The sequence below is a fragment of the Sorangium sp. So ce1036 genome, assembly GCF_051369805.1.
GTDB classification, from domain to species: Bacteria; Myxococcota_A; Polyangia; order Polyangiales; family Polyangiaceae; genus Sorangium; species Sorangium cellulosum_F.
Map to the genome: position 1 here is coordinate 6,108,098 of NZ_JBBMOX010000001.1, position 19,050 is coordinate 6,127,147.

13 protein-coding genes are annotated in these 19,050 nt (G+C 71.9%); 7 read left to right on the forward strand and 6 right to left on the reverse strand.

What is annotated here, in order from left to right:
* Window positions 1–14 precede the first annotated feature (14 nt).
* A complete protein-coding gene (locus WMF31_RS23050) occupies window positions 15–3,215 on the forward strand; it encodes a kelch repeat-containing protein (RefSeq protein ID WP_436604008.1) in 3,201 nt (1,066 codons plus the stop codon).
* Window positions 3,216–3,322: 107 nt separating this feature from the next.
* Here the strand turns inward: WMF31_RS23050 and WMF31_RS23055 are convergent, their stop codons facing one another.
* The 4 genes from WMF31_RS23055 to WMF31_RS23070 form a co-directional block, all read right to left on the reverse strand.
* On the reverse strand, window positions 3,323–4,756 hold the full coding sequence (locus WMF31_RS23055; protein ID WP_436604009.1) for a glycosyl hydrolase family 8: 1,434 nt from the start codon (window positions 4,754–4,756) through the stop codon (window positions 3,323–3,325).
* Window positions 4,757–4,995: 239 nt separating this feature from the next.
* Window positions 4,996–5,910: an isoaspartyl peptidase/L-asparaginase gene (locus WMF31_RS23060; RefSeq protein WP_436604010.1), complete on the reverse strand. Its 915-nt coding sequence runs from the start codon at window positions 5,908–5,910 to the stop codon at window positions 4,996–4,998.
* 74 nt (window positions 5,911–5,984) lie between these two features.
* On the reverse strand, window positions 5,985–6,560 hold the full coding sequence (locus WMF31_RS23065; RefSeq protein WP_436604011.1) for a hypothetical protein: 576 nt from the start codon (window positions 6,558–6,560) through the stop codon (window positions 5,985–5,987).
* A 761-nt stretch (window positions 6,561–7,321) separates the two neighbouring features.
* On the reverse strand, window positions 7,322–7,822 hold the full coding sequence (locus WMF31_RS23070) for a hypothetical protein (protein ID WP_129347439.1): 501 nt from the start codon (window positions 7,820–7,822) through the stop codon (window positions 7,322–7,324).
* A 390-nt stretch (window positions 7,823–8,212) separates the two neighbouring features.
* Here WMF31_RS23070 and WMF31_RS23075 point away from each other — a divergent pair, with 390 nt between their 5' ends.
* The 3 genes from WMF31_RS23075 (at window position 8,213) to WMF31_RS23085 (ending at window position 13,720) form a co-directional block, all read left to right on the forward strand.
* Entirely contained in the window at window positions 8,213–10,033 is a 1,821-nt protein-coding gene (locus WMF31_RS23075) for a hypothetical protein (RefSeq protein WP_436604012.1), read from the forward strand.
* Window positions 10,034–10,099: 66 nt separating this feature from the next.
* Entirely contained in the window at window positions 10,100–11,488 is a 1,389-nt protein-coding gene (locus WMF31_RS23080) for a pyridoxal phosphate-dependent aminotransferase (protein ID WP_436604013.1), read from the forward strand.
* Window positions 11,489–11,578: 90 nt separating this feature from the next.
* Window positions 11,579–13,720, forward strand: coding sequence for a protein kinase domain-containing protein (locus WMF31_RS23085; RefSeq protein WP_436604014.1), 2,142 nt, complete (start codon window positions 11,579–11,581; stop codon window positions 13,718–13,720).
* 91 nt (window positions 13,721–13,811) lie between these two features.
* On the opposite strand, the gene WMF31_RS23090 is transcribed toward WMF31_RS23085, so the two are convergent.
* Window positions 13,812–14,264 (reverse strand): response regulator, encoded by a 453-nt coding sequence (locus WMF31_RS23090; protein ID WP_436604015.1) that lies wholly within the window; start codon window positions 14,262–14,264, stop codon window positions 13,812–13,814.
* Window positions 14,265–14,556: 292 nt separating this feature from the next.
* Between WMF31_RS23090 and WMF31_RS23095 the strand changes: the two genes are divergently transcribed.
* The 3 genes from WMF31_RS23095 (at window position 14,557) to WMF31_RS23105 (ending at window position 17,499) form a co-directional block, all read left to right on the forward strand.
* Window positions 14,557–15,063 carry a DUF2505 domain-containing protein gene (locus WMF31_RS23095; RefSeq protein WP_436604016.1) on the forward strand — a complete coding sequence of 169 codons (507 nt, stop codon included), beginning with the start codon at window positions 14,557–14,559 and terminating at the stop codon, window positions 15,061–15,063.
* 288 nt (window positions 15,064–15,351) lie between these two features.
* Entirely contained in the window at window positions 15,352–16,689 is a 1,338-nt protein-coding gene (locus WMF31_RS23100; protein ID WP_436604017.1) for an NAD(P)/FAD-dependent oxidoreductase, read from the forward strand.
* Window positions 16,690–16,767: 78 nt separating this feature from the next.
* Window positions 16,768–17,499 (forward strand): hypothetical protein, encoded by a 732-nt coding sequence (locus WMF31_RS23105; RefSeq protein WP_436604018.1) that lies wholly within the window; start codon window positions 16,768–16,770, stop codon window positions 17,497–17,499.
* A 28-nt stretch (window positions 17,500–17,527) separates the two neighbouring features.
* On the opposite strand, the gene WMF31_RS23110 is transcribed toward WMF31_RS23105, so the two are convergent.
* Window positions 17,528–19,009 carry a tetratricopeptide repeat protein gene (locus tag WMF31_RS23110; protein WP_436604019.1) on the reverse strand — a complete coding sequence of 494 codons (1,482 nt, stop codon included), beginning with the start codon at window positions 19,007–19,009 and terminating at the stop codon, window positions 17,528–17,530.
* Between the last annotated feature and the right edge of the window lie 41 nt (window positions 19,010–19,050).

Consider the following 19,050-nt stretch of genomic DNA (forward strand, 5'->3'; position numbering starts at 1 on the left):
CCGAAGGATTCGATATGCCCGTTGCTGGTTCGACGCGCCAACCTGGCTGGTGGATTCTGGCGAACCTCTGGAGTGTCACGCTGGCCCTGCTGCTCGGCTGCAGCGAGGCGGCCGATCCGCTGGATGCGCGCGCCCTGAGGCGCCAGTTCCCCGAGCAGGCCGACGCCATCCTTCAAGGACCGCTCGCCTTCACCCTGCAAGGAGGTTCGTTCGAGTCCTCGCGGACCGTCGATACGCCCGCGGACCTGTCGGGCGAGTCCGGGCTGCCCCCCCGCTTCCCGCGGGACGGGCATGGCGCCGTCCGCTTCCCCCTGCCCGACGGCTCGGAGGTGCGGGTGCGGGAGCTCGGCGCAGCGGGGGCTGGCGAGGTCGCGGAGAACGCATTGGCCTACGCGCGCCGGGGCGGGACGTCGTTCTGGACCGCGCTGGAGGACGGCTACGAGGAGTGGCTGCTGCTCGAGCCGGGCGCGGTGCGGCGCGACGCGCCCGTGGCCGCCTGGCAGGTCGACGGCGCGGCGCTGCGCCAGCGGGGCGAGGCGGTGGAGCTCGCGGACGCGCGCGGCGCGCCGCAGATGCGCGTGACCGCGCCGGAGGCGTACGCGGCCGGCGGGAGGCCGGTCGCGACGCGGCTCGTGGCGCGGGGGGAGCGGCTCGAGCTGTGGGTGGAGGCCGAGGGCGAGACGGTGCTCGTGGATCCGCGGTGGCAGCGCGCGCGGGATATGGCCGAAATCCGCTACAGTCACACCGCCACCCCGCTCCCGGACGGGCGGGTGCTCGTCACCGGCGGCTATCGCGTTGCTCGCACCGGGGACCTGCACGACACCGCCGAGGTGTTCGACCCCGCCTCCGGCGCCTGGTCAACCCAGGCTCCCATGAGCAGCGCCCGCGCCGTGCACACCGCCACGCTGCTGCGGGACGGACGGGTGCTCGTCGTCGGTGGCGACAGCCCTGAGGGAGCGCTCGCCAGCGTCGAGGTGTTCGACCCCGCCTCCGGCTCGTGGTCCACCGAGAGCCCCATGACCACCCCCCGGCAGGGGCACACGGCAACGCTCCTCTCGGATGGCCGTGTGCTCATCGCAGGCGGCTATGGACCGGGCGATCGAGCGCTCGCCAGCGTCGAGGTGTTCGACCCCGCCTCCGGTTCATGGTCCACCCAGGCGCCCATGCCCACGGCACGCGCTTTCCACACCGCGACGCTGCTTCGGGACGGGCGGCTGCTCGTCGCCGGCGGGGACACGGGCCTCATGGAGGAAGCCGAAGCGCTCGCCAGCGTCGAGGTGCTCGATCCCGTATCCGGCACATGGTCCACCGTGAGCTCCCTGAGCACCGCGCGGGCGAAGCACACCGCGACGCCGCTGCCGGATGGACGCGTGCTCATCGCGGGCGGCTTTGCCCGTGAAACCATCCTCGACAGCGCCGAGATATTCGCCCCGGTCTCCGCCTCATGGCTACCCGCCCGACGCATGCTGACCGCCCGTTACCTGCACTCCGCGACGCCGCTGTCGGACGGGCGCGTCCTCATCGCGGGCGGCTATGGCGTCAAGCCGTCGCTCGGCGGCACCGTGAGAGAGGCGCTTGATATCATCGAGCTGTTCGATCCGGTCTCCGGTTCATGGCTATCCATCAAACCCCTGTTCACCGCGCGGGGTTCACACACCGCGACGCCGCTGCCGGACGGAAGCGTGCTCGTCGCCGGTGGCGCGGCCCATGGCGGGCTCGACAGCGCCGAGGTGCTCGATCCGGCCTCCGGCGCGTGGCGATCCCTCGGCCCCATGCGCACCGCCCGGTACGCTCACACCGCGACGGTGCTGCGGGACGGGCGGGTGCTCGTCGCCGGCGGCATCGACAGTCAATCAGGGCGACAGACACTGCTCGACAGCGCCGAGGTGTTCGATCCCACCTCCGGCCAGTGGCTGGCCGTGGAGCCCATGCTCGCCGCGCGCCGGAGCCACACCGCGACGCGGCTGCAGGACGGACGCGTCCTCGTCGCCGGCGGCGCTCACATCGAGGAAGAATCGGCGGATGGCGTCGAGGTGTTCGAGCCCGCCTCCGAGCAATGGCTGCGGATCGCGCCCATGATCACAGCGCGCTGGGACCACACCGCGACGCTCCTCTCCGACGGACGGGTCCTCGTCGCCGGCGGTCTTGGGGCTGATGGAACGCTCGATAGCACCGAGGTGTTCGAGCCCGCCTCCGAGCAGTGGCTGCCGGTCGCACCCATGATCACAGCTCGCAGCGACCACACCGCGACACCGCTCTCGGACGGACGAGTCCTCGTCACCGGCGGCTTCTCCGCTGCAGGAGCGCCGCTCGACAGCGCCGAGGTGTTCGATCCCGCCTCCGAGCAATGGCTGCCGGTCGCGCCCATGATCACGGCGCGCGCGGAGCACGCCGCGACACCGCTGCGAGACGGACGGGTGATCGTCGCCGGCGGCTATGATGCGGAAGGAGCGCTTGCCCGCGCCGAGGTGTTCGACCCCGCCTCCGGCAGATGGCTGCCCCTCGGGTCCATGCACTCCGCCCGCATCTATCACACCGCGACGCTCCTGCAGGACGGATGGGTGCTCGTCAGCGGCGGCCTCGACATCGCCAGCGGGCCGCTCCAGCCCTACAGCGCGGAGGCGTTCGACCCGGCCTCTGGCACGTGGGTGCTCCTCGAGCCCCTGCTCGAGGGCCGAGCCATGCACGCCGCGACGCTGCTGCCGGATGGAGGAGTGCTCGTCACGGGCGGGCTCGGGCGCTACAACGGGGTCGCCGGCGTCCAGATCTTCCGCCCCATGCCGAACGGCAGCGCGTGCTCGGCGGAGGTCGAATGCCAGAGCGGCCTCTGCACCGACGGCGTCTGCTGCGACCAGCGCTGCGACGCCTATCTCTGCCAGGCCTGCTCGGAGCTCCGCGGTGCCTCCGCCAACGGCGTCTGCACCTCGCTGCACCCCGACTACCCGCCCTTCGCCTGCTCGCCCCAGACCGGCGAGCAACTGAAGCCTTGCCGCTCGGTCCACGACTGCGTCGCCGGCTTCGTCTGCGACGCCTCGGGCGACTGCGTCCCGCCGCCGCCGGGTGGCGGCTACGTCGACCACGGCGGCTGCCGCCTCGCCACCCCGGCGGCGTCACGGCCGTCGGCGAGCGGCCCGCTGGAGCTCGGCCTTCTGACGCTCGCCGCCCTCTCCACCGCGCTGCGCAGGCGCCGGCACGGCGGGCGCGATCTCCCCTGATCGTCCCCTGAAAGCAACCGCGGCGCTCCCCCCGCGAGGGGCGCGCCGCGATCCCTGCGGGGCGCCCTGGAGCGCCCCCGCGCGCGTCACCCCGGACGCCGCGCCGCTCACCGCGGCGCGTACGCCCGGAACTCGCCGCTCACGTGCAGCAGCGCCATGCAGTACAGCATGCCGTCGTAGTAGCGATACTGCCCGCTCGGGATATCGATCTCCCAGAGCGCCCGCACGAAGTCGTCCTTCCGCTCGTGGGTGGCCGACAGGCTGGCGACCGCGTTCATGGCGACGAGCCCCGACGAGTGATCCTCGCTCAGCGGCTCGCCGTCGAGCGTGAACTGGTTCGCGTACCCGGCCCCCTGCCCCTCGAAGAACGCCTGGATCCGGTCGCTGAGCTCCTGCGCGCGCGGGTCCTTCGCCCACCACGCCCAGTCGACGGACCAGTTCATCGCCGTTCGCCACGCGTCGAAGCGGAAGTCCACGGACTCGGGCTTCCACGACGCCGCCTTGGGCGTGCCGTCGAAGTTCGCGTAATCGGGCGAGAGCCCCGTCTCCGGGTGGACCGTGAGCTGGAAATAATCGCGGCTCACCTCCGCCGCCTCGGCCCAGAAGGCCCGATCCGCCTCCGGCCCGTGCTCGGCCCAGATCTCGTAGAACGCCGGCAGATGGTACGAAGGATCGGTGTGGTCCCCGTTCGTCTCGAAGTTCCCCGCGTCCGGCGTGAAGCGGATCTGGTGGTTCTGCGTGTTGAAGAGGGTCGTTCCCGTCGTCGTGCGGGTCTCGCCGTTCGACACGATGGTCCCCGTCACGTCCGGCCGGTTCTTCATCAGGTCGAGCAGGTTGTCCGCTTCCTTCCGGTAGTCGTAGATGCCCTCGCCGTTGCCCCAGCGCCCGGACGCGAAGTACAGGGCCGTCGCGAAGTACTCCTCGCCGTCCGGCGCCGGCATCTCGTCCTTCGGGGTGCCGTCGAAATTCATCGACCAGGAGAAGTACCCGTACGCCGGGTGCTCGTCGTCCGCGTGGTACATGTACGTCTTCGCCCAGTTCCACAGCGCGTCGAACTCCGCCTTGTGGTCCAGCTGGACGGCGATCATCATGCCGTAGCTCATGCCCTCGGAGCGCACGTCCTCGCTCGCGATGTCGCGGATCTGCGCGAGCGGGCCGTTGTCGTTGCTCCCGCTCTCGAAGTAGACGGCCTCCGTGTCCGGATCGCCCTTGAAGAAATGGTCCCACGCGGCCGAGAGCTTCGCCGAGATCTCCTCCTGCGCGTAGCCGACCTCGGCGAAGAGGTTGCGGTACTCGCCCGTGTCCACGGCCCCGGTCCCGCCCGGCGTCGACCCGCCGTCGCCGTCCGAGCCGCCGTCGCCCCCGCCGCCGCCGCCATCGGGAGATCCGCCGCTCCCCGCGCCGCCCGTTCCGGACTGGGCGCTCTGTCCGCCCTCCCCGCCAGCACCCCCCGAGCCCGGGGTGGGGCCGGAGCCGTCGCCGCACGCGACGAGCGCCGAGAGCAGCCCGATCGAGAGAAACCTGAGCGAATACCGATTCATGAGACAGGCCTCCTGAAGACGATTCCCGGAGCGACGCCCGAGGGTTCAGCGCCGGTCAGCCCCCCGCCCCGCACACGGTCGCCCGAAGCGCGCTGTGGCGCCACGCGGCATGTAACAAGGACCACGACGCGAGATGGTGAGTCGAAACACCAGCATCGGTGATGCGCGCGCGAGAGCACGTATCACATCATCGAGCTAACAGGTTCTGGAGATGGCGGAAAGGACTTTGTAAATAGCCTTTACACGCCGCTCTCCTCACCCCAGTCCCCGGCCGCCGCCCACGACATGGTCGCCGTCGACCGCGAGAGCCCGAACCGCCCCTCCCGGTCGATCGCGATCACCCCCCCGGTCATGCCGAGCCGCTCCGAGAGGTGGGCGATGATCGCCCTCGCGGCCTCGGCCGCGCCGCTCCCGGCGCGCATCCGCTCCACGGCCGAGCGCGCCACCGCGAGCCGGATCATCCCCTCGCCGTGGCCGGTCGTGGAGACGGCCCCGGCCTCGTCGTCGGCGTACGTCCCCGCCCCGACGATCGGCGAGTCCCCGACCCGGCCGACGCGCTTGTTCACCATGCCGCCCGTGCTCGTCGCCGCCGCGGTGAGCCCGCTCGCGTCGCGCGCCACCGCGCCGACCGTGCCGCCCGCCCACGAGGCCGCGGGCTGGCCCTGCTGCGCCGCGGCGAGCGCCGCGCGCGCGGCCTCCGTGACGAGCGCGGCCTCGGCCACCGGCGAGAACCCCTTCTCCCGCGCGAACCGCGCGGCGCCGTGCGCGGCGTAGAGCACGTGCCGGCCGTCCTCCAGCGCCGCGCGCGCGATCGCGATCGGCGCCGCGAAGCCCGCGAGCGCGCAGACCGCGCCCGCGCGCAGGCCGCGGCCCTCCATGATCGACGCGTCGAGCTCCACGCGGCCCTCCTCGTTGAGGCACGCGCCCGTGCCCGCGTTGAACAGCGGATCGTCCTCGAGGACGCGCACCGCCCGCTCCACGGCGTCGAGCGCGCTCCCTCCCTCGGCGAGCACGCGCGCCCCCTCGCGCGCCGCGCGGAGACACCCCGCCGCGTGCAGCGGCCTGCGCTCGGGGGCGACGTCGCCAGCGCCGCCGTGGACCACGAGGGTGCGCTCGCCGCCGCGCCCGCCCAGATGATGGATGACGTGCTTCACGGTCACAGCACCGTAGCGCGGCGCGCGCCCGGAGATCCATGCTCACCCGGCGCGCGGCGGTGGGCGCGCCCCGATCACTCGGGCGGCAGCGCGGTCCGCGTGGCCGTCAGGGCGTAGACCATCGTGCACGGCAGCGCGGCGAACACGGGCGCGACGCTGAGCTCGGAGACCACGAGGTCCTCACAGCGCGATCCCGCCGTGGGCGCGTAGTCGAAGGACAGCCTCCCCTCGAACCGCGTGACATCGTCGTCGTCGAGGCCGCGGCCGGCGCCGCCGAGCTCGCCGCGCACCCGATCGCGCCGCTCGACCGAGCAGGGCGGCCCCGGCGGCATGTCGCCCGTGCGCATGTCCACCACCACGCGCGCCTCGACCGAGAAGCTCAGGAGATCCTCGTCGAGCACGCCCGGGACGAGCGAGGCGCCGTTGTCCCAGAACAGGACGCCCGCGTCGCGCGCGAGCTCGACGTTGAACTCCCACGAGCGCGTCGCCCCGAGCGCCCCCTCGCCGCACGTGTTCGCCGTCTGCGTCCCCACCACGTGAAACGTGCCGAGCGCCGTGCCCGGCGCGTGCGCGTCCCGGTCCCCGAAGAAGTCGCCGCACGCCGAGAGCACAGGCAGCGCCGGCAGCAGCGCGAGCAGCAGCGTCCGCATCGGCGCCGGCTACCAGACCGGCGCGGCGCGGTGCAAAAAAACCGCCCACAGACAGCGGAAAAGAAAAACGGGTCGGGTGCTTCGCTTGCACCCGACCCGTCCCGTGGGCCTCTACCGGAGGCCGTCTGGACCCGCTTGATCCCGCCTGTGCGGCGTCTCCCCGTCCCCATCGCGACGCGCGATTGCCTCGCAGCGCAGCGGGAATCATTCCTGGATGACCCGAGTCACCCTCGATTCCCTCCACCAGCCCGCGAAGCTCGCGGTGGCGGTCGACGGTTGCTGGACGCCGGATCTGGCCGAGCGCGGTAGCGCCTCGCAAGGCCATGATGACCCTGCGTCACGCTCCACGAGGGTCAGCTGTTCCCAGCCTCCGGTGTAGAAGAGCCACTGGTACTTTGCATGGTGTCCATCCCTCCTCCGGCGTGCCGGCACCCCGCGCCGGATCGAAGAGACCGTCCGGCATGGCAGGGGTGTTCGATTGCGGATCGGCGGAGAGCCCGCCGATCTGGTGTCGACCCCAGCGCCGCGGTGCTCCGCGACAGGACCAATCCTGGAGCTGGTGCTCCGTCCGAGGCCGAGACCAGCCTATCACCGCTGTTCAGACGAGCAAGGGGCTCACGCACCGAAACATCCAGAGTGCTTCACCTCCGACGTCAAGGCGTCTCGTGACCAGGGTGATGTCGAGGACGTTCGTCGGATAAGCCGGCGCTCCGGCGACCTCGACGGAGGCCGGGCGCCCGGGCGGGAGCCGGCCGGGCGCGCTACACGTGCACGAACCAGCTCGTCTCCTCGCCCTCGGGCAGCGCCGTGGCGAGGACCGCGAGCATCGCGTCGATCTCTTCCTTCGTGTGCACGCCGCTGCGCAGGATGGCCGCCGGCCCCTCGCCCGCGCGCACCGCGATCGACTCGACCGCGAGCGCCGTCTCGACCCCGTAGCCGTACGACGCCAGCGTCACGACCGCGGTGGCCTCTCGGTCGTCGAGCAGCCTGCGGATCGTCAGCGTGCGCCGCACCTGCTCGCTGTCCTCGGCCCAGGCCGCGAGCCACGCGCGCGTGGCCTCGTCGAGGCCCACGAGCACGAGCTGCGCGGGCGGCATCGCGTCAGGGTCGGCCGCGGCCACCGCGGCGCGATGGAAGCCCCGCACCTCGCGGCACCAGAGCGGCGGCGCGCCGTCGACTTTGACGAGAAAGCCGTACGGCCCCTGGCCCCCCTCTCGCTCGGAGCCCCCCGGAGGAGCGGAAGAGAAACTGTCGTTCGACACGAAGGGAGACGATACACGAGCTTCGCTCGGCGGAGGAAGCCCACTCGATTGTGCAGCACGTCGAACGTGCAGGCCGTCCAGCCGAAAGTGCAGCGCCCGGGCCACACGCGGCACCGATGTACGTACATCGCGCGCCGCGCGCCACAACGAAACGCCACGCTCGCTGGATTTCGGTTAAGGTGGCCGCGCCTCCCCCGTGGAGACCCGTCCCGGACGGGGTGCGTCCAGCTCGTACGACGCCGCCCCCAACGGACGGGCTCCAGCCCGCCGCGGCGGGTCGGGGCGCGGCAGCAGCGCCCGCGCCGGGCGCGCCTCGGCGGAAGGCCCCGCGACCGGGCCGAGCCGGCGCGTCCTCCGCGTCACCCTCGATCCCGATCCGACACGCAGGCAATGAAGCTCAGTTCACAAGAAATCATCGAGATCGTCATCGCGTTCTGCGCCTACTTCGGCGTCGCGTACGCGGTCGGCGCGTTCGCGCCGGCGCGCCTCCGCGTGGCGGCCCGGTACGTCACGGTCCTCGCGGGCGTCGCGCTGTTCTTCTATGGGCTGCACCGGTACATCGACGAGCACGCCCGCGCCGTGGATCTGGCGAAGGTGCTCATCGCGATGGGCGCCGCGCTCTGCGTCTTTTACGAGAAGCAGCGCGAGGGGATGCGCCGGCCGATCGCGGAGCGCTGGAAGCGGTTCATCGGCGTGACGCTCGGGATCGCCGCCATCATCTGCTACTTCAACGGCTTCCGCTTCGGATATCCCAAGTATTACCACCGCTGGGATCAGTTCCATTATTACATGGGCGCCAAGTACTTCCCGGAGATGGGGTACGACGGCCTCTACAAGTGCACGTTGATCGCGCAGAACGAGCTCGGCGTGGTCACGTACAAGAACGAGGACACGGGGCGGACGGTCCGGCTCGACATGTCCAAGGAGGTCCGCCACCCGGACAAGAAGATCCGGAACCTCGGCGGCGACAACCTCCTGATCCCCGCGAGCGAGGTGCTGCGCGACCCCGAGGTCTGCAAGGCGCACTTCTCCCCGGAGCGCTGGGAAGCGTACAAGGCCGACGTGCAGTTCTTCCGGACCGCCTCCGACAAGGGCTACTGGGAGGACATGCAGAAGGACCACGGCTACAACCCGCCGCCGGTCTGGACGATCATGGGCAAGTTCTGGGGGGATCTCCACCCGGCCAGCACGCGCTACCTCCAGTTCCTCGCGAGCTTCGACATCGTCTATCTGCTCGGGATGTTCGCCGCCCTCTACTGGGCGTTCGGGTGGCGGGTCTTCTCCGTCGCGGCGATCTTCTGGGGTTGCCAGGCGTCGGCGCCGTTCTACTGGACCGGCGGCGCGTTCCTCCGGCAGGACTGGCTCTTCTTCCTCGTCCTCTCGGCCTGCCTCATCCGCAAGCGGTACTTCAAGCTCGCCGGCGCGAGCATGGTCTACGCCGGCCTCCTGCGCGTCTTCCCCGGCCTCGCCGTGATCGGCTGGCTCACGGTCGCGGGGATCTACATCTTCCGGCACAAGCGCATGGCGAGGACGCACGTGCAGGTGCTGATCGGCGGCGTGCTCGCCGCCGCGGTGCTCATCCCGGTGAGCATGAAGGTCGCCGGCGTGGACTCGTACCGGCAGTTCTACGAGCACACGCTCAAGGTGCACGACCAGACGCCGCTGACGAACCACATGGGCCTCCGGGTGCTCGTCGCCCACAAGCCCGGGACCGGCGTCGAGTCGGGCCGGATGAGGTACACGAAGGACACGAAGCTCACCGATCCGTTCGAGGTCTGGAAGCGGATGCGCAACGAGCGTTACGCGAAGTACCGCTGGGTGGCCTACGGCATCATCGCCGCGAGCCTGGCGGCCTTCGTGTACGTGTGCCGGCGCGTCCGCTCGCTGTGGGTGGCCCAGTGCCTCGGCCAGATCTTCATCATCCTGCTCTCGCAGCTCACCTGTTATTACTATTCGTTCATGATCCTGAGCGCGCCGCTCACCCGGGTGAAACGGCAGATCGAGGTGCCCCTGTTCGGCCTGGCCGCGCTCACCCAGTTCATCTGGATGGCGTCTTACTGGAACGACGACAAGTACACCGCGCTCACCGCGGTCTCACTCGCCTTCTGCTATTACCTGCTCTTCGTGTTCTCGGGGCTGCGGATGCCGTGGGCGCGCCGCCACGAGCCCGAGGTCGTCGAGGGCGACCAGCCGGCCGCCGAGAAGGCCTGAGCCGCTCGCCCCTCCGCGCCAGGAGACCACGATCCGAGATCACCCCGCGATGCCTGGAAGCAAACGATGACGGAAGTACTGCGAGAGCATCCCGAAGAGCCCGCCGAGCCGCCGGAGGACGGGCTCCGACCGAGCGACCCAGGGCCGGCGGCCGACCGGGAGAACAGGGCGCCCCTGCGCGGCGAGGAGCGGGCGGTGCACGCCTTCCGGAAGGTCCCGCGGACGGGCGTCATCTACGTGACGACCGAGGCCGCGCGCCTCGGGTTCAACGCGAGCGCCGACGAGGGAGAGGACGGCTGGTGCAACCTCGGGCAGGGGCAGCCGGAGACGGGGCCGCTGCCCGGCGCGCCCGCGCGGTGCGCGGCCGTGCCGATCGCCGGCGACGACCAGGAGTACGCGCCGGTCGCCGGCCTGTGGGAGCTGCGCGAGGCGATCGCCTCGCTCTACAACCGCGCGTACCGCCGGGGCATGCCGTCGCGCTACACGGCCGAGAACGTCGCGGTGTCCGGCGGGGGCCGCATCGCCCTCACCCGCGCCGCGGCGGCGCTCGGGCAGATCAACCTCGGCCACTTCCTGCCCGATTACACCGCGTACGAGGAGCTGCTCGACGTCTTCCGCCTGTTCTCGCCGATCCCGATCCTGCTGGAGGGCGAGCGGGGCTACGCGTTCTCGGTCGGCGATCTCCGCCGCGAGATCCTCGGCCGCGGCCTGAGCGCGATCCTCGCCTCGAACCCGTGCAACCCCACGGGGAAGCACGTGCGCGGCGAGGAGCTCGCGGCGTGGGTCCGCACCGCGAAGGAGCTCGATTGCGCGCTCCTGCTCGACGAGTTCTACTCGCACTACGTCTACGGCATGGGCGACGTCGCCCCGATGGAGAGCGCCGCGCGGTACGTCGAGCAGGTCGACCGCGACCCGGTGGTGATCTTCGACGGGCTGACGAAGAACTGGCGTTACCCCGGATGGCGCGTGACCTGGACGCTCGGGCCCCGCGAGGTCATCGACGCGGTGGCGAGCGCCGGCAGCTTCCTCGACGGCGGGGGGTCGAAGCCGATGCAGCGCGCCGCCGCAGAGCTGCTCACCATCGAGCACACCCGCGCCGAGACGACCGCCATCCACCGCGCGTTCTCGCGGAAGCGCGACCTCTTGCTCGACGGGCTGCGCAAGATCGGCGTGACCGTCGACGCGGAGCCCGAGGGCACCTTCTACGTCTGGGGGTCGGTCGCCGACCTGCCCCCGGGGCTCGACGACGGCCACGGCTTCTTCAGGGCGGCGCTCGGGGAGCGGGTCATCGTCGTGCCAGGCGAGTTCTTCGACGTCAACCCGGGCAAGCGCCGGGCGGGGCGGCCGTCCCGGTTCCGCCATCACGTCCGCTTCTCGTTCGGCCCGGGCGAGGAGGTCCTCGTCCGGGCGCTCCGGCGGCTCGAGCGCATGGTGGGCGAGCGTCGTCGGGCCTGACACCGGCGGCGCCGCGCAGCGCAGCGAGAGGGCCGGGACGAGCGCCGGGTCTTGTCGCGCTGCACGTCTTCCGACATGGTGGGGGAGCGCGTGGCCAAAGATCCGTGGAGTGATTGGAACGACGACGACCCCGGTAACTTCCAGCCGGGCGATACGATCGGCCCTTACGAGCTGCTCTTCCCGGCGGCCGTCGGCGGCATGGCCGCCGTGTGGGCGGCGCGGCTCAGGCGACCCAACGGCTCGTACCAGATCGTCGCCGTCAAGGTGCTGTCGGACGCGATGCGGGGCGACGACGACGCGCGGGCGATGTTCCTCGACGAGGCGTGCACCGCGTCGCGCATCCTCCACCCGAACGTGGTGCACATCCTCGCGTACGGCGAGGTCCGCGATCGGCCGTACCTCGCGATGGAGTGGATCGACGGCGCGCCGATCGCGAAGATCTTCTCGAACCAGAAGGCCAAGCGCGCGCTCCTGCCGCTCGGCTGGGTGCTGCACGTGATGGCCGCCGCGTGCGCCGGCCTGCACGCGGCGCACGAGGTCCGCGACGACTCGGGCGAGCTGCTCAACCTGATCCACCGCGACGTCACGCCCGAGAACGTGATGGTGACCTTCGACGGCATGGTGAAGGTCGTCGACTTCGGCGTCGCGAAGACGCGGGCGCGCGCGCAGATCAGCCGCGTCGGCGCGATCAAGGGCAAGACCGGGTACTTCTCGCCCGAGCAGGTCATGGGCGGCGAGCTCGATCGCCGCAGCGATCTCTTCTCCGTGGGCGTGCTGCTCTACCTCCTCGTCACGGGGCACACGCCGTTCCGCGGCAAGGGCCCGCTCGAGGCGATGCAGCAGATCGCCAACCGCAACCCGCAGCCGCCGCGCGAGATCATGCCCGAGGTCCACCCGGATCTCGATCGCCTCATCATGCGCGCGCTCGCCAAGAACCCGAACGAGCGCTACCAGACGGCCGCGGAGCTGCGCCGCGATCTCGAGCAGGTGAGCGCCGCGATCCGCGAGAGCTACACCGACAAGCAGGTGGGCCAGCTCGTCCGGGATCTGCTCCCCGGTGTCGCCGAGGCGCGCAAGGAGCGGATCGACCAGGCGATCGACGAGCTCGACAAGATCCTCGCCGAGCGGCAGCAGCCGAACAAACCCCAGGCCGCGCGCCCCGAGGACGCGACCGAGGTGATGCTGCGCCGCATCTCCATGCTGCCCATCCTGCAGGACGGGCCCGAGGCGCCGACGGACGACGGCGCGGCGGCCGACGCGACGTCCTCCGGGGCGGGCCCGGCGAGCTCGCGCATGAGCGGACCGGCGAGCTCGCGCATGAGCGGACCGGCGAGCTCGCGCATGAGCGGGCCGGCGAGCTCGCGCATGAGCGGGCCGGCGAGCTCGCGCATGAGCGGGCCGGCGAGCTCGCGCCGATCGAGCCCGGACGCGATGCGCAGGTCGAACCCGGACGCGACGCGCAGGTCGTACCCGGATCAGGCCGGCTCGCCGCTCGATCTCGCGGCAGGGTCTCCGCCGCTGCACGGGGTCCACCCGGCAGCGCTCGGGGGCCGGCCGGCGCTCCCGAAGGACGCCACGGATCCGGCCGCGTCGCTCCCCGAGCGGCGCACGCGCCCGGAGCCGGCGAAGGGCTCGTTCGTCCGCCACGCGCTGCTCGCGCTGCTCGTCCTTGGCCTGGCGACGGTCGTCTCGCTCCTGATCGTCCGGCGCTCCGGCGGCCTGAAGCTCGGGATCCCCTCGTGGCCTCCGGCGAGCGCCAGCGCACCCGGGCCGGCCGTGGCGCCCGCGCCGGCCCTGAACCCGCCCGCCGTGCCCGTCGACCCGGCAGCGGCGCAGGGCGCGTCCGCTGCAGCCGCCGACGCCGGGGTCCCGGCCGAGGCCGCCGCGGCCGATGCTGCCCCTGCAAGCGCCGCGACCGATGCGGGCCCGGCAGGCGCCGCCGCGGCCGATGCGGGCGCTGCGCCCGGCGCGTCCAGCGCGCCCGTTGACGCAGCGACCCCGACCGGCGCCGTCGCCCCTGTGCCGCGCTTCCCGCCCACGTCCCCGCCCGGCACCGCGCCGGCCCTGACCGCGACGGCCCCGCGCGCGCTCCCGGTCCAGCCGAGGTCTCGGCCGGGCACGGCCGCCCCCACCCAGGCCCCCCCGCGCCCGCCGGCCCCTGCCCCGCTCCCGCGCCCGCGGGCCACCAGCCAGCCCCCGCCGCCGCCGGTGGGCGATCTCGCACCCCGGTAGCGCCTCACAGGGCCAGCGCGGCGTTCTTCGCTGGCCTCCCGCCCCCCGGGATGCCGGCGCTGCTCCGGGCCACCTCCCGCGCGGGGCGAGCTCAGTCCTTCTTCGCTCTGTCGGGCGGAGACCGGTCGAACGGAAGCCTGTCGACGGGGGCGGGCGGCGTCGGGGTGGCGCGCGCCGCGGCCTTCTTCAGCGCGGACTCCGCGAGCGACATCAGCGTTGCGAGGTGCACCGGCTTCGTGAGCAGGAAGATCGCGTGGCTCCGCAGCGCGCGGATGCGGGCCTCGTGCGACTCATCGGCGGTCACGACGAAGACGGGCGTGTCCCGGTTCAGCCCCCCTTTGGTCGAGAGCGACTCGAGCACGCAGAAGCCGTCGACCAGCGGCATATGCAGGTCGAGCACCACCAGATCGAACTTGCGCGCGGACAGGCGGCGCAGCGCCGGCGCCCCGCCGTTCGCCTCCTCGATATCGCCGAGCGGGCGGAGCGCACGCGCAAACATGCCTCGGATCGCCGCGTCGTCGTCGATGACGAGGATGCACGCCACAGCAAACCGATGTTCGCACGGATACGGACGCGTTGGAAGCCCGGCCCGGATGTCGGGATATCGCGGCGCGGGCGTTTCCCGCGGCCAATCGGGCGTGGTCAATCGGGGCGGACGCGCCGAGTACACACAACGGAGACGGACGCGACATCAGCGCATCTATCATGTCGGGCATGTCGGGCATGTCGGGCATGTCGGGCGCCGCGACGCGAGGCGCGAGGTGAAACGTGGACGCCACGGACGGGGTGCGGTACACGCCGGACAGGACCGCACCCGCACCGCAGAGGAACGATCCATGGGCAAGTTCACGATCACGAACGAGATCAACTGCAACCTCGACACCTTTTGGAAGCTGTTCCTGGACAAGGCCTTCAACGAGAAGCTCTACAAGGAACAGCTCGGTTTCCCCGAGTACACCATCGTGGAGCAGGTCGAGACGGAGACCGAGATCATCCGGCGGGCGACCGGACAGCCGAAGATGGATTTGCCGGGCCCCGTGGCGAAGGTGCTCGGCTCCGGCTTCCGCTATACGGAGGAGGGCAGGCTCAACAAGGCCACCCGGGTGTGGACCTTCAAGCTGACGCCAAGCACGCTGGCGGACAAGTTGCGCAACGAGGGCACGGTGCGCGCCGAGGCGATCGGCGACAACAAGGTCCGCCGGACCACGGAAATCATCATCGAGGCGAAGATCTTCGGCATCGGTGGCCTGGTGGAGAGCACCGCCGAGAAGCAGTTTCGGCAGGGGTGGGAGGAGAGCGCGGTCTACATGAACAAGTGGATCGCCGACGGCCGCGCGATCTAGACGCGGTCAGACGGACGTCGCGAGGGGCGCGGGCCGCCCGGCCGACAGCCATGCGCTGCGGCCGCCAGGCGGCCTGTCCGCGAGACGCCACCGGGCGCGCGGGGGGGCAGGCCGCGAGCGGGCGAACCAGGACGTCTGGACGGCAAGGCGAGCCCCTCGCCATCCAGGCGGCCGCTCGCCGTCCATTCGCTCCCGAGCGAGGGGCCAGACCCGTGTGTCGAGCGCTGAAACGAGGGATCGGTTGCTCGGACTCTTGCTGAGCAGGGGGTCGGGGAGCAGGGCCATGGCATGGAGCACGTGGTCATCATCGGCGCCGGCTTCGGCGGCCTCTACGCTGCGCGGGCGCTCGGACGTGAGCCGGTGCGGATCACCGTGCTCGATCGGCAGAATCATCATACGTTCCAGCCCCTCCTGTATCAGGTCGCGACGGCGGGTCTGAACCCGAGCGACATCGCCGCGCCCATCCGGCGCGTGCTCCGCAAGCACAAGAACACGGGCGTGCTCCTCGCCGAGGTGAAGGCGATCGACCCCGCGAGGAAGAGGGTGATCCACGACGGCGGCGAGATCGGCTACGACAAGCTGATCGTGGCGGCCGGGGCGTCGCACTCCTATTTCGGGCACGACGAATGGGCGCCCGTCGCGCCGGGGCTCAAGACCATCGAGGATGCGCTGGAGATCCGCCGGCGCGTCCTCCTCGCCTTCGAGGCGGCCGAGCGCGAGCCCGATCCGGCGCGGCGGGCCGCCTGGCTGACGTTCGTGGTGGTCGGCGCGGGCCCGACGGGCGTCGAGCTCGCCGGGGCCCTCTCGGAGCTCGCGAGGCACACGCTCGTGCGCGAGTTCCGTCACATCAACCCGTGCAAGGCGCGCATCATCCTGCTCGAGGGGACAGGGCAGGTGCTGCCGACGTATGTCCCGGAGCTCGGCGAGAAGGCGCGGCAGCAGCTGACGGCGCTCAACGTGGATGTGCGGACGAACTGCCTCGTCACCCACATCGACGCGGAGGGGGTGTCGATCGGGGACAAGCGCATCGAGGCCAGGACCGTGCTCTGGGGGGCCGGAGTCGCCGCGTCGGCCCTCGCCCGCAGCCTCGGGGTGCCGCTCGATCGGGCAGGACGCGTGCTGGTGGCGCCGGATCTGACCGTGCCCGGCCACGAGGACATCTATGTCATCGGCGACCTCGCGTCGCTGAAGCAAGAGGACGGCTCCCCCGTGCCGGGGGTGGCGCCCGCGGCGATCCAGGAGGGGCGCCACGCGGCGCGCAACATCGCGCGCACCCTGGAGGGGCTGCCGCGGCTGCCGTTCCGGTACCGCGACCGGGGATCCATGGCGACGATCGGGCGCGCCGCGGCGGTCGCCGATTTCGGCAGGTTGAAGCTCTCCGGGCTCCTGGCGTGGCTCGCGTGGCTCGTGGTCCACGTCGCCTTCCTGATCGGCTTCCGTAACCGCTTCCTGGTGCTGTTCTCGTGGGCCTGGTCGTACGTGACCTACGAGCGCGGCGCCCGGCTGATCACGGGAGAGACGCCGGAGCTCGCCACGGATCGCCGCGTGCGGGAGCTCGAGCCGCGCAGGGACGACGGCGCGGGGAGGACCCCGCCGGTCATCGCGCACGCGCGCACACGCCTCTAGCGCCCCGCCGCGCGCTGCATCGTGGAAATCCGTGCTCGTCTGGATCTTCGCACGCGAGCTGCGTTAGCGTCGTGGATCATGCATATCCATCCTGGACAGGGCGCCTCGGCGCGCCGCCCGCGATCCCTCCTCGCCAGCACAGCCCCGGCGGCCGCGTTCCTGCTCTGCGCGTCCTCCGCCTTCGCGCAAGATCCTCCGCCCGCGCCCCCGGACGCGGGCGCCCAGCCGCCGCCCGCCCAGTACGGCGCCCCGGCGCCCTACGGCGCGCCGGCCCCTTATGGACATCAGCCCGGCTATTACCCGCCCCCCGGCTACGGCGCGCAGCCCGGCTACGGCGCGCAGCCCGGCTACGGCGCGCAGCCCGGCTACGGCACACCTCCCCTCGGCCCGCGGGTGATGAACTACGAGGAAGGAATGCAGATCCCGGAGGGCTATCGCGTCGAGCCCAGGGCGCGCCGCGGGCTCATCATCGGCGGCGCCGTGACCTTCGGCGTCACCTACGTGCTCTCGGCGATGGTCGGGCTCGTCGCGGAGTCCGCGGACCGCGCGAGCGGCGGCGACGGGGACAGCTACATCCCGCTCTATGTCCCGCTCGCGGGCCCCTTCATCACCATCGCCACCGCGGACGCCCGGGGAGGCGGCATCTTCGTGCTCATGGTCGACGGGCTGGCGCAGGTCGGCGGCGCCGCCATGCTCATCGGCGGCCTCGCGTCGCCGGTCAAGAAGCTCGTCCGGAACGACGTCGCCCTGTCGGTGAAGCCGATCGTCACGGGAGACACCGTCGGGCTCGGCGTCTCCGGCGCGCTCTGAGCGCCCCTCGCCGGCGGGTGGTGCGGCCTCACGTCACGACAGGCGGCGTCTCGTCCATCGCCTTGACCGCGCGCTTGGCCCTGCGGCGCACGTCGACGTGCAGCGACTCGTCGAAGTTGATGGCCGAGAACGCCGCCCTCGCCTCGATGTTCTTGCCGACGGCGGTGTAGGCCTCGGCCTCGTTCCAGCGCAGCTTCCAGTCGCGCTTCGCCATGTCCGGGAGCTTCGCGGCGTCGTCGAGGATCGCCTGGTACCGCTGCTGCTTTCCGAGCTCGCTCCAGTACTCGGCCCGGAGATCGTCGTCCTCGGGCGCGAGCGCGACGGCCGCGGCGAAGCCGGCCAGGGCGTCGTCGATCCGGCCCACGACGAGCTCGGCGCGGGCCAGCGAGCGGCGCGCGCCGGCGCTGTCGGGGTGCGCCGCGACGAACGCGGCGAGCGCGGGGATCGCGTCGTTGACCTTCTGGATGTCCGCCGGGTCGCTCGGCCAGAACCGGAGCGAGAGCGCGGTGAGATCGCCGGGGTCGCTCTCCAGCGCGCGCTCGATCGCGGCGGGCGCCTCCTCGCCGCGGCCGACCTGGGACAGGCACCTCGCCAGCTCGACCCACGCGCCGGACGACGACGGCGACTGCTTCACGTGAGCCTCGGCGGCGACGAGCGCCTCGTCGCCGCGCCCGAGCGACCGGAGCGCGGCGATCCGCGCGAGGTGCGCGCGCTCGCCCGCGGCGCCGGCGGCGATGGCGCGCTCGGCGGCGGCCAGCGCGACGTCGTGGCGGAGCTCGCGCTCGTGGTAGGCGAGCTGCTCGAGATAGAAGGCGCCGTCGCGCGGGGCCGCGTCCCACTGGCCGGTCAGGTAGGTGAGCACCGCGTCGGAGCGCACGTAGACGAGCGAGGCGGCGTCGCGCGGGTTCTCGTAGATCGGCACGAGCACCCCGAGCTGCACCATCGCGTCGAGCGCCGGCTGGCAGTCGGGCTTGGCCTCCAGCGCGAGCACCATCTCGTCGAGGGCGGCGTCCTTCTTCTGCATCGCGAGGTGCACCTGCCCGACCGCCACGTGGTAATCGGGGTCGCCCGCGAACGTCTTCCGGATCGACTGGAAGGCCTTGAGCGCGGCGGCGTGATCGCCCAGGTTCGCCTGCGCCGAGGCGAGGTTGAGCCGCGCGGCGTGGTCCTCCGGGTCCATGGCGATGATGCGCTTGAGCGCCGAGATGGCCTTGTCGTAGTCACGCTCGCCGAACGCCTTCTGGGCGCGCTCCCAGACCGGAGCCTTGTCGAGGAAGGCCTCGAGCTGCGAGACGAGCGCGCTGTTCTGCTTGCGCCAGACGCCGCTCTTGCCGGGCTCCGAGCTCGTGAGGAAGTCCTTGATCCACCTGCGGGCAGCGTCGATGCTGAGCCCCTTGTCGGCCAGCCCCTCGAACTCGCCCCGAGGGACCGGCATGCGCGCGGGGAGCCCCTGCCGACGCGCCATGTTCTCGTCCAGGCCGATCAGCACCCAGTCGCCTTGCTCGCTCATGGTCAAGGACGGTACCCGCCGTGCCCCGCCGGGATCAAGCG

Bases quoted from the DNA above. Each gene is read 5' to 3' on its own strand.
- WMF31_RS23050 (WP_436604008.1), top strand. From the start codon at position 15: ATGCCCGTTGCTGGTTCGACGCGCCAACCTGGCTGGTGGATTCTGGCG.
- WMF31_RS23055 (WP_436604009.1), bottom strand. From the start codon at position 4,756: ATGAATCGGTATTCGCTCAGGTTTCTCTCGATCGGGCTGCTCTCGGCG.
- WMF31_RS23065 (WP_436604011.1), bottom strand. From the start codon at position 6,560: ATGCGGACGCTGCTGCTCGCGCTGCTGCCGGCGCTGCCTGTGCTCTCG.
- WMF31_RS23075 (WP_436604012.1), top strand. From the start codon at position 8,213: ATGAAGCTCAGTTCACAAGAAATCATCGAGATCGTCATCGCGTTCTGC.
- WMF31_RS23080 (WP_436604013.1), top strand. From the start codon at position 10,100: ATGACGGAAGTACTGCGAGAGCATCCCGAAGAGCCCGCCGAGCCGCCG.
- WMF31_RS23095 (WP_436604016.1), top strand. From the start codon at position 14,557: ATGGGCAAGTTCACGATCACGAACGAGATCAACTGCAACCTCGACACC.
- WMF31_RS23100 (WP_436604017.1), top strand. From the start codon at position 15,352: ATGGAGCACGTGGTCATCATCGGCGCCGGCTTCGGCGGCCTCTACGCT.
- WMF31_RS23105 (WP_436604018.1), top strand. From the start codon at position 16,768: ATGCATATCCATCCTGGACAGGGCGCCTCGGCGCGCCGCCCGCGATCC.
- WMF31_RS23110 (WP_436604019.1), bottom strand. From the start codon at position 19,009: ATGAGCGAGCAAGGCGACTGGGTGCTGATCGGCCTGGACGAGAACATG.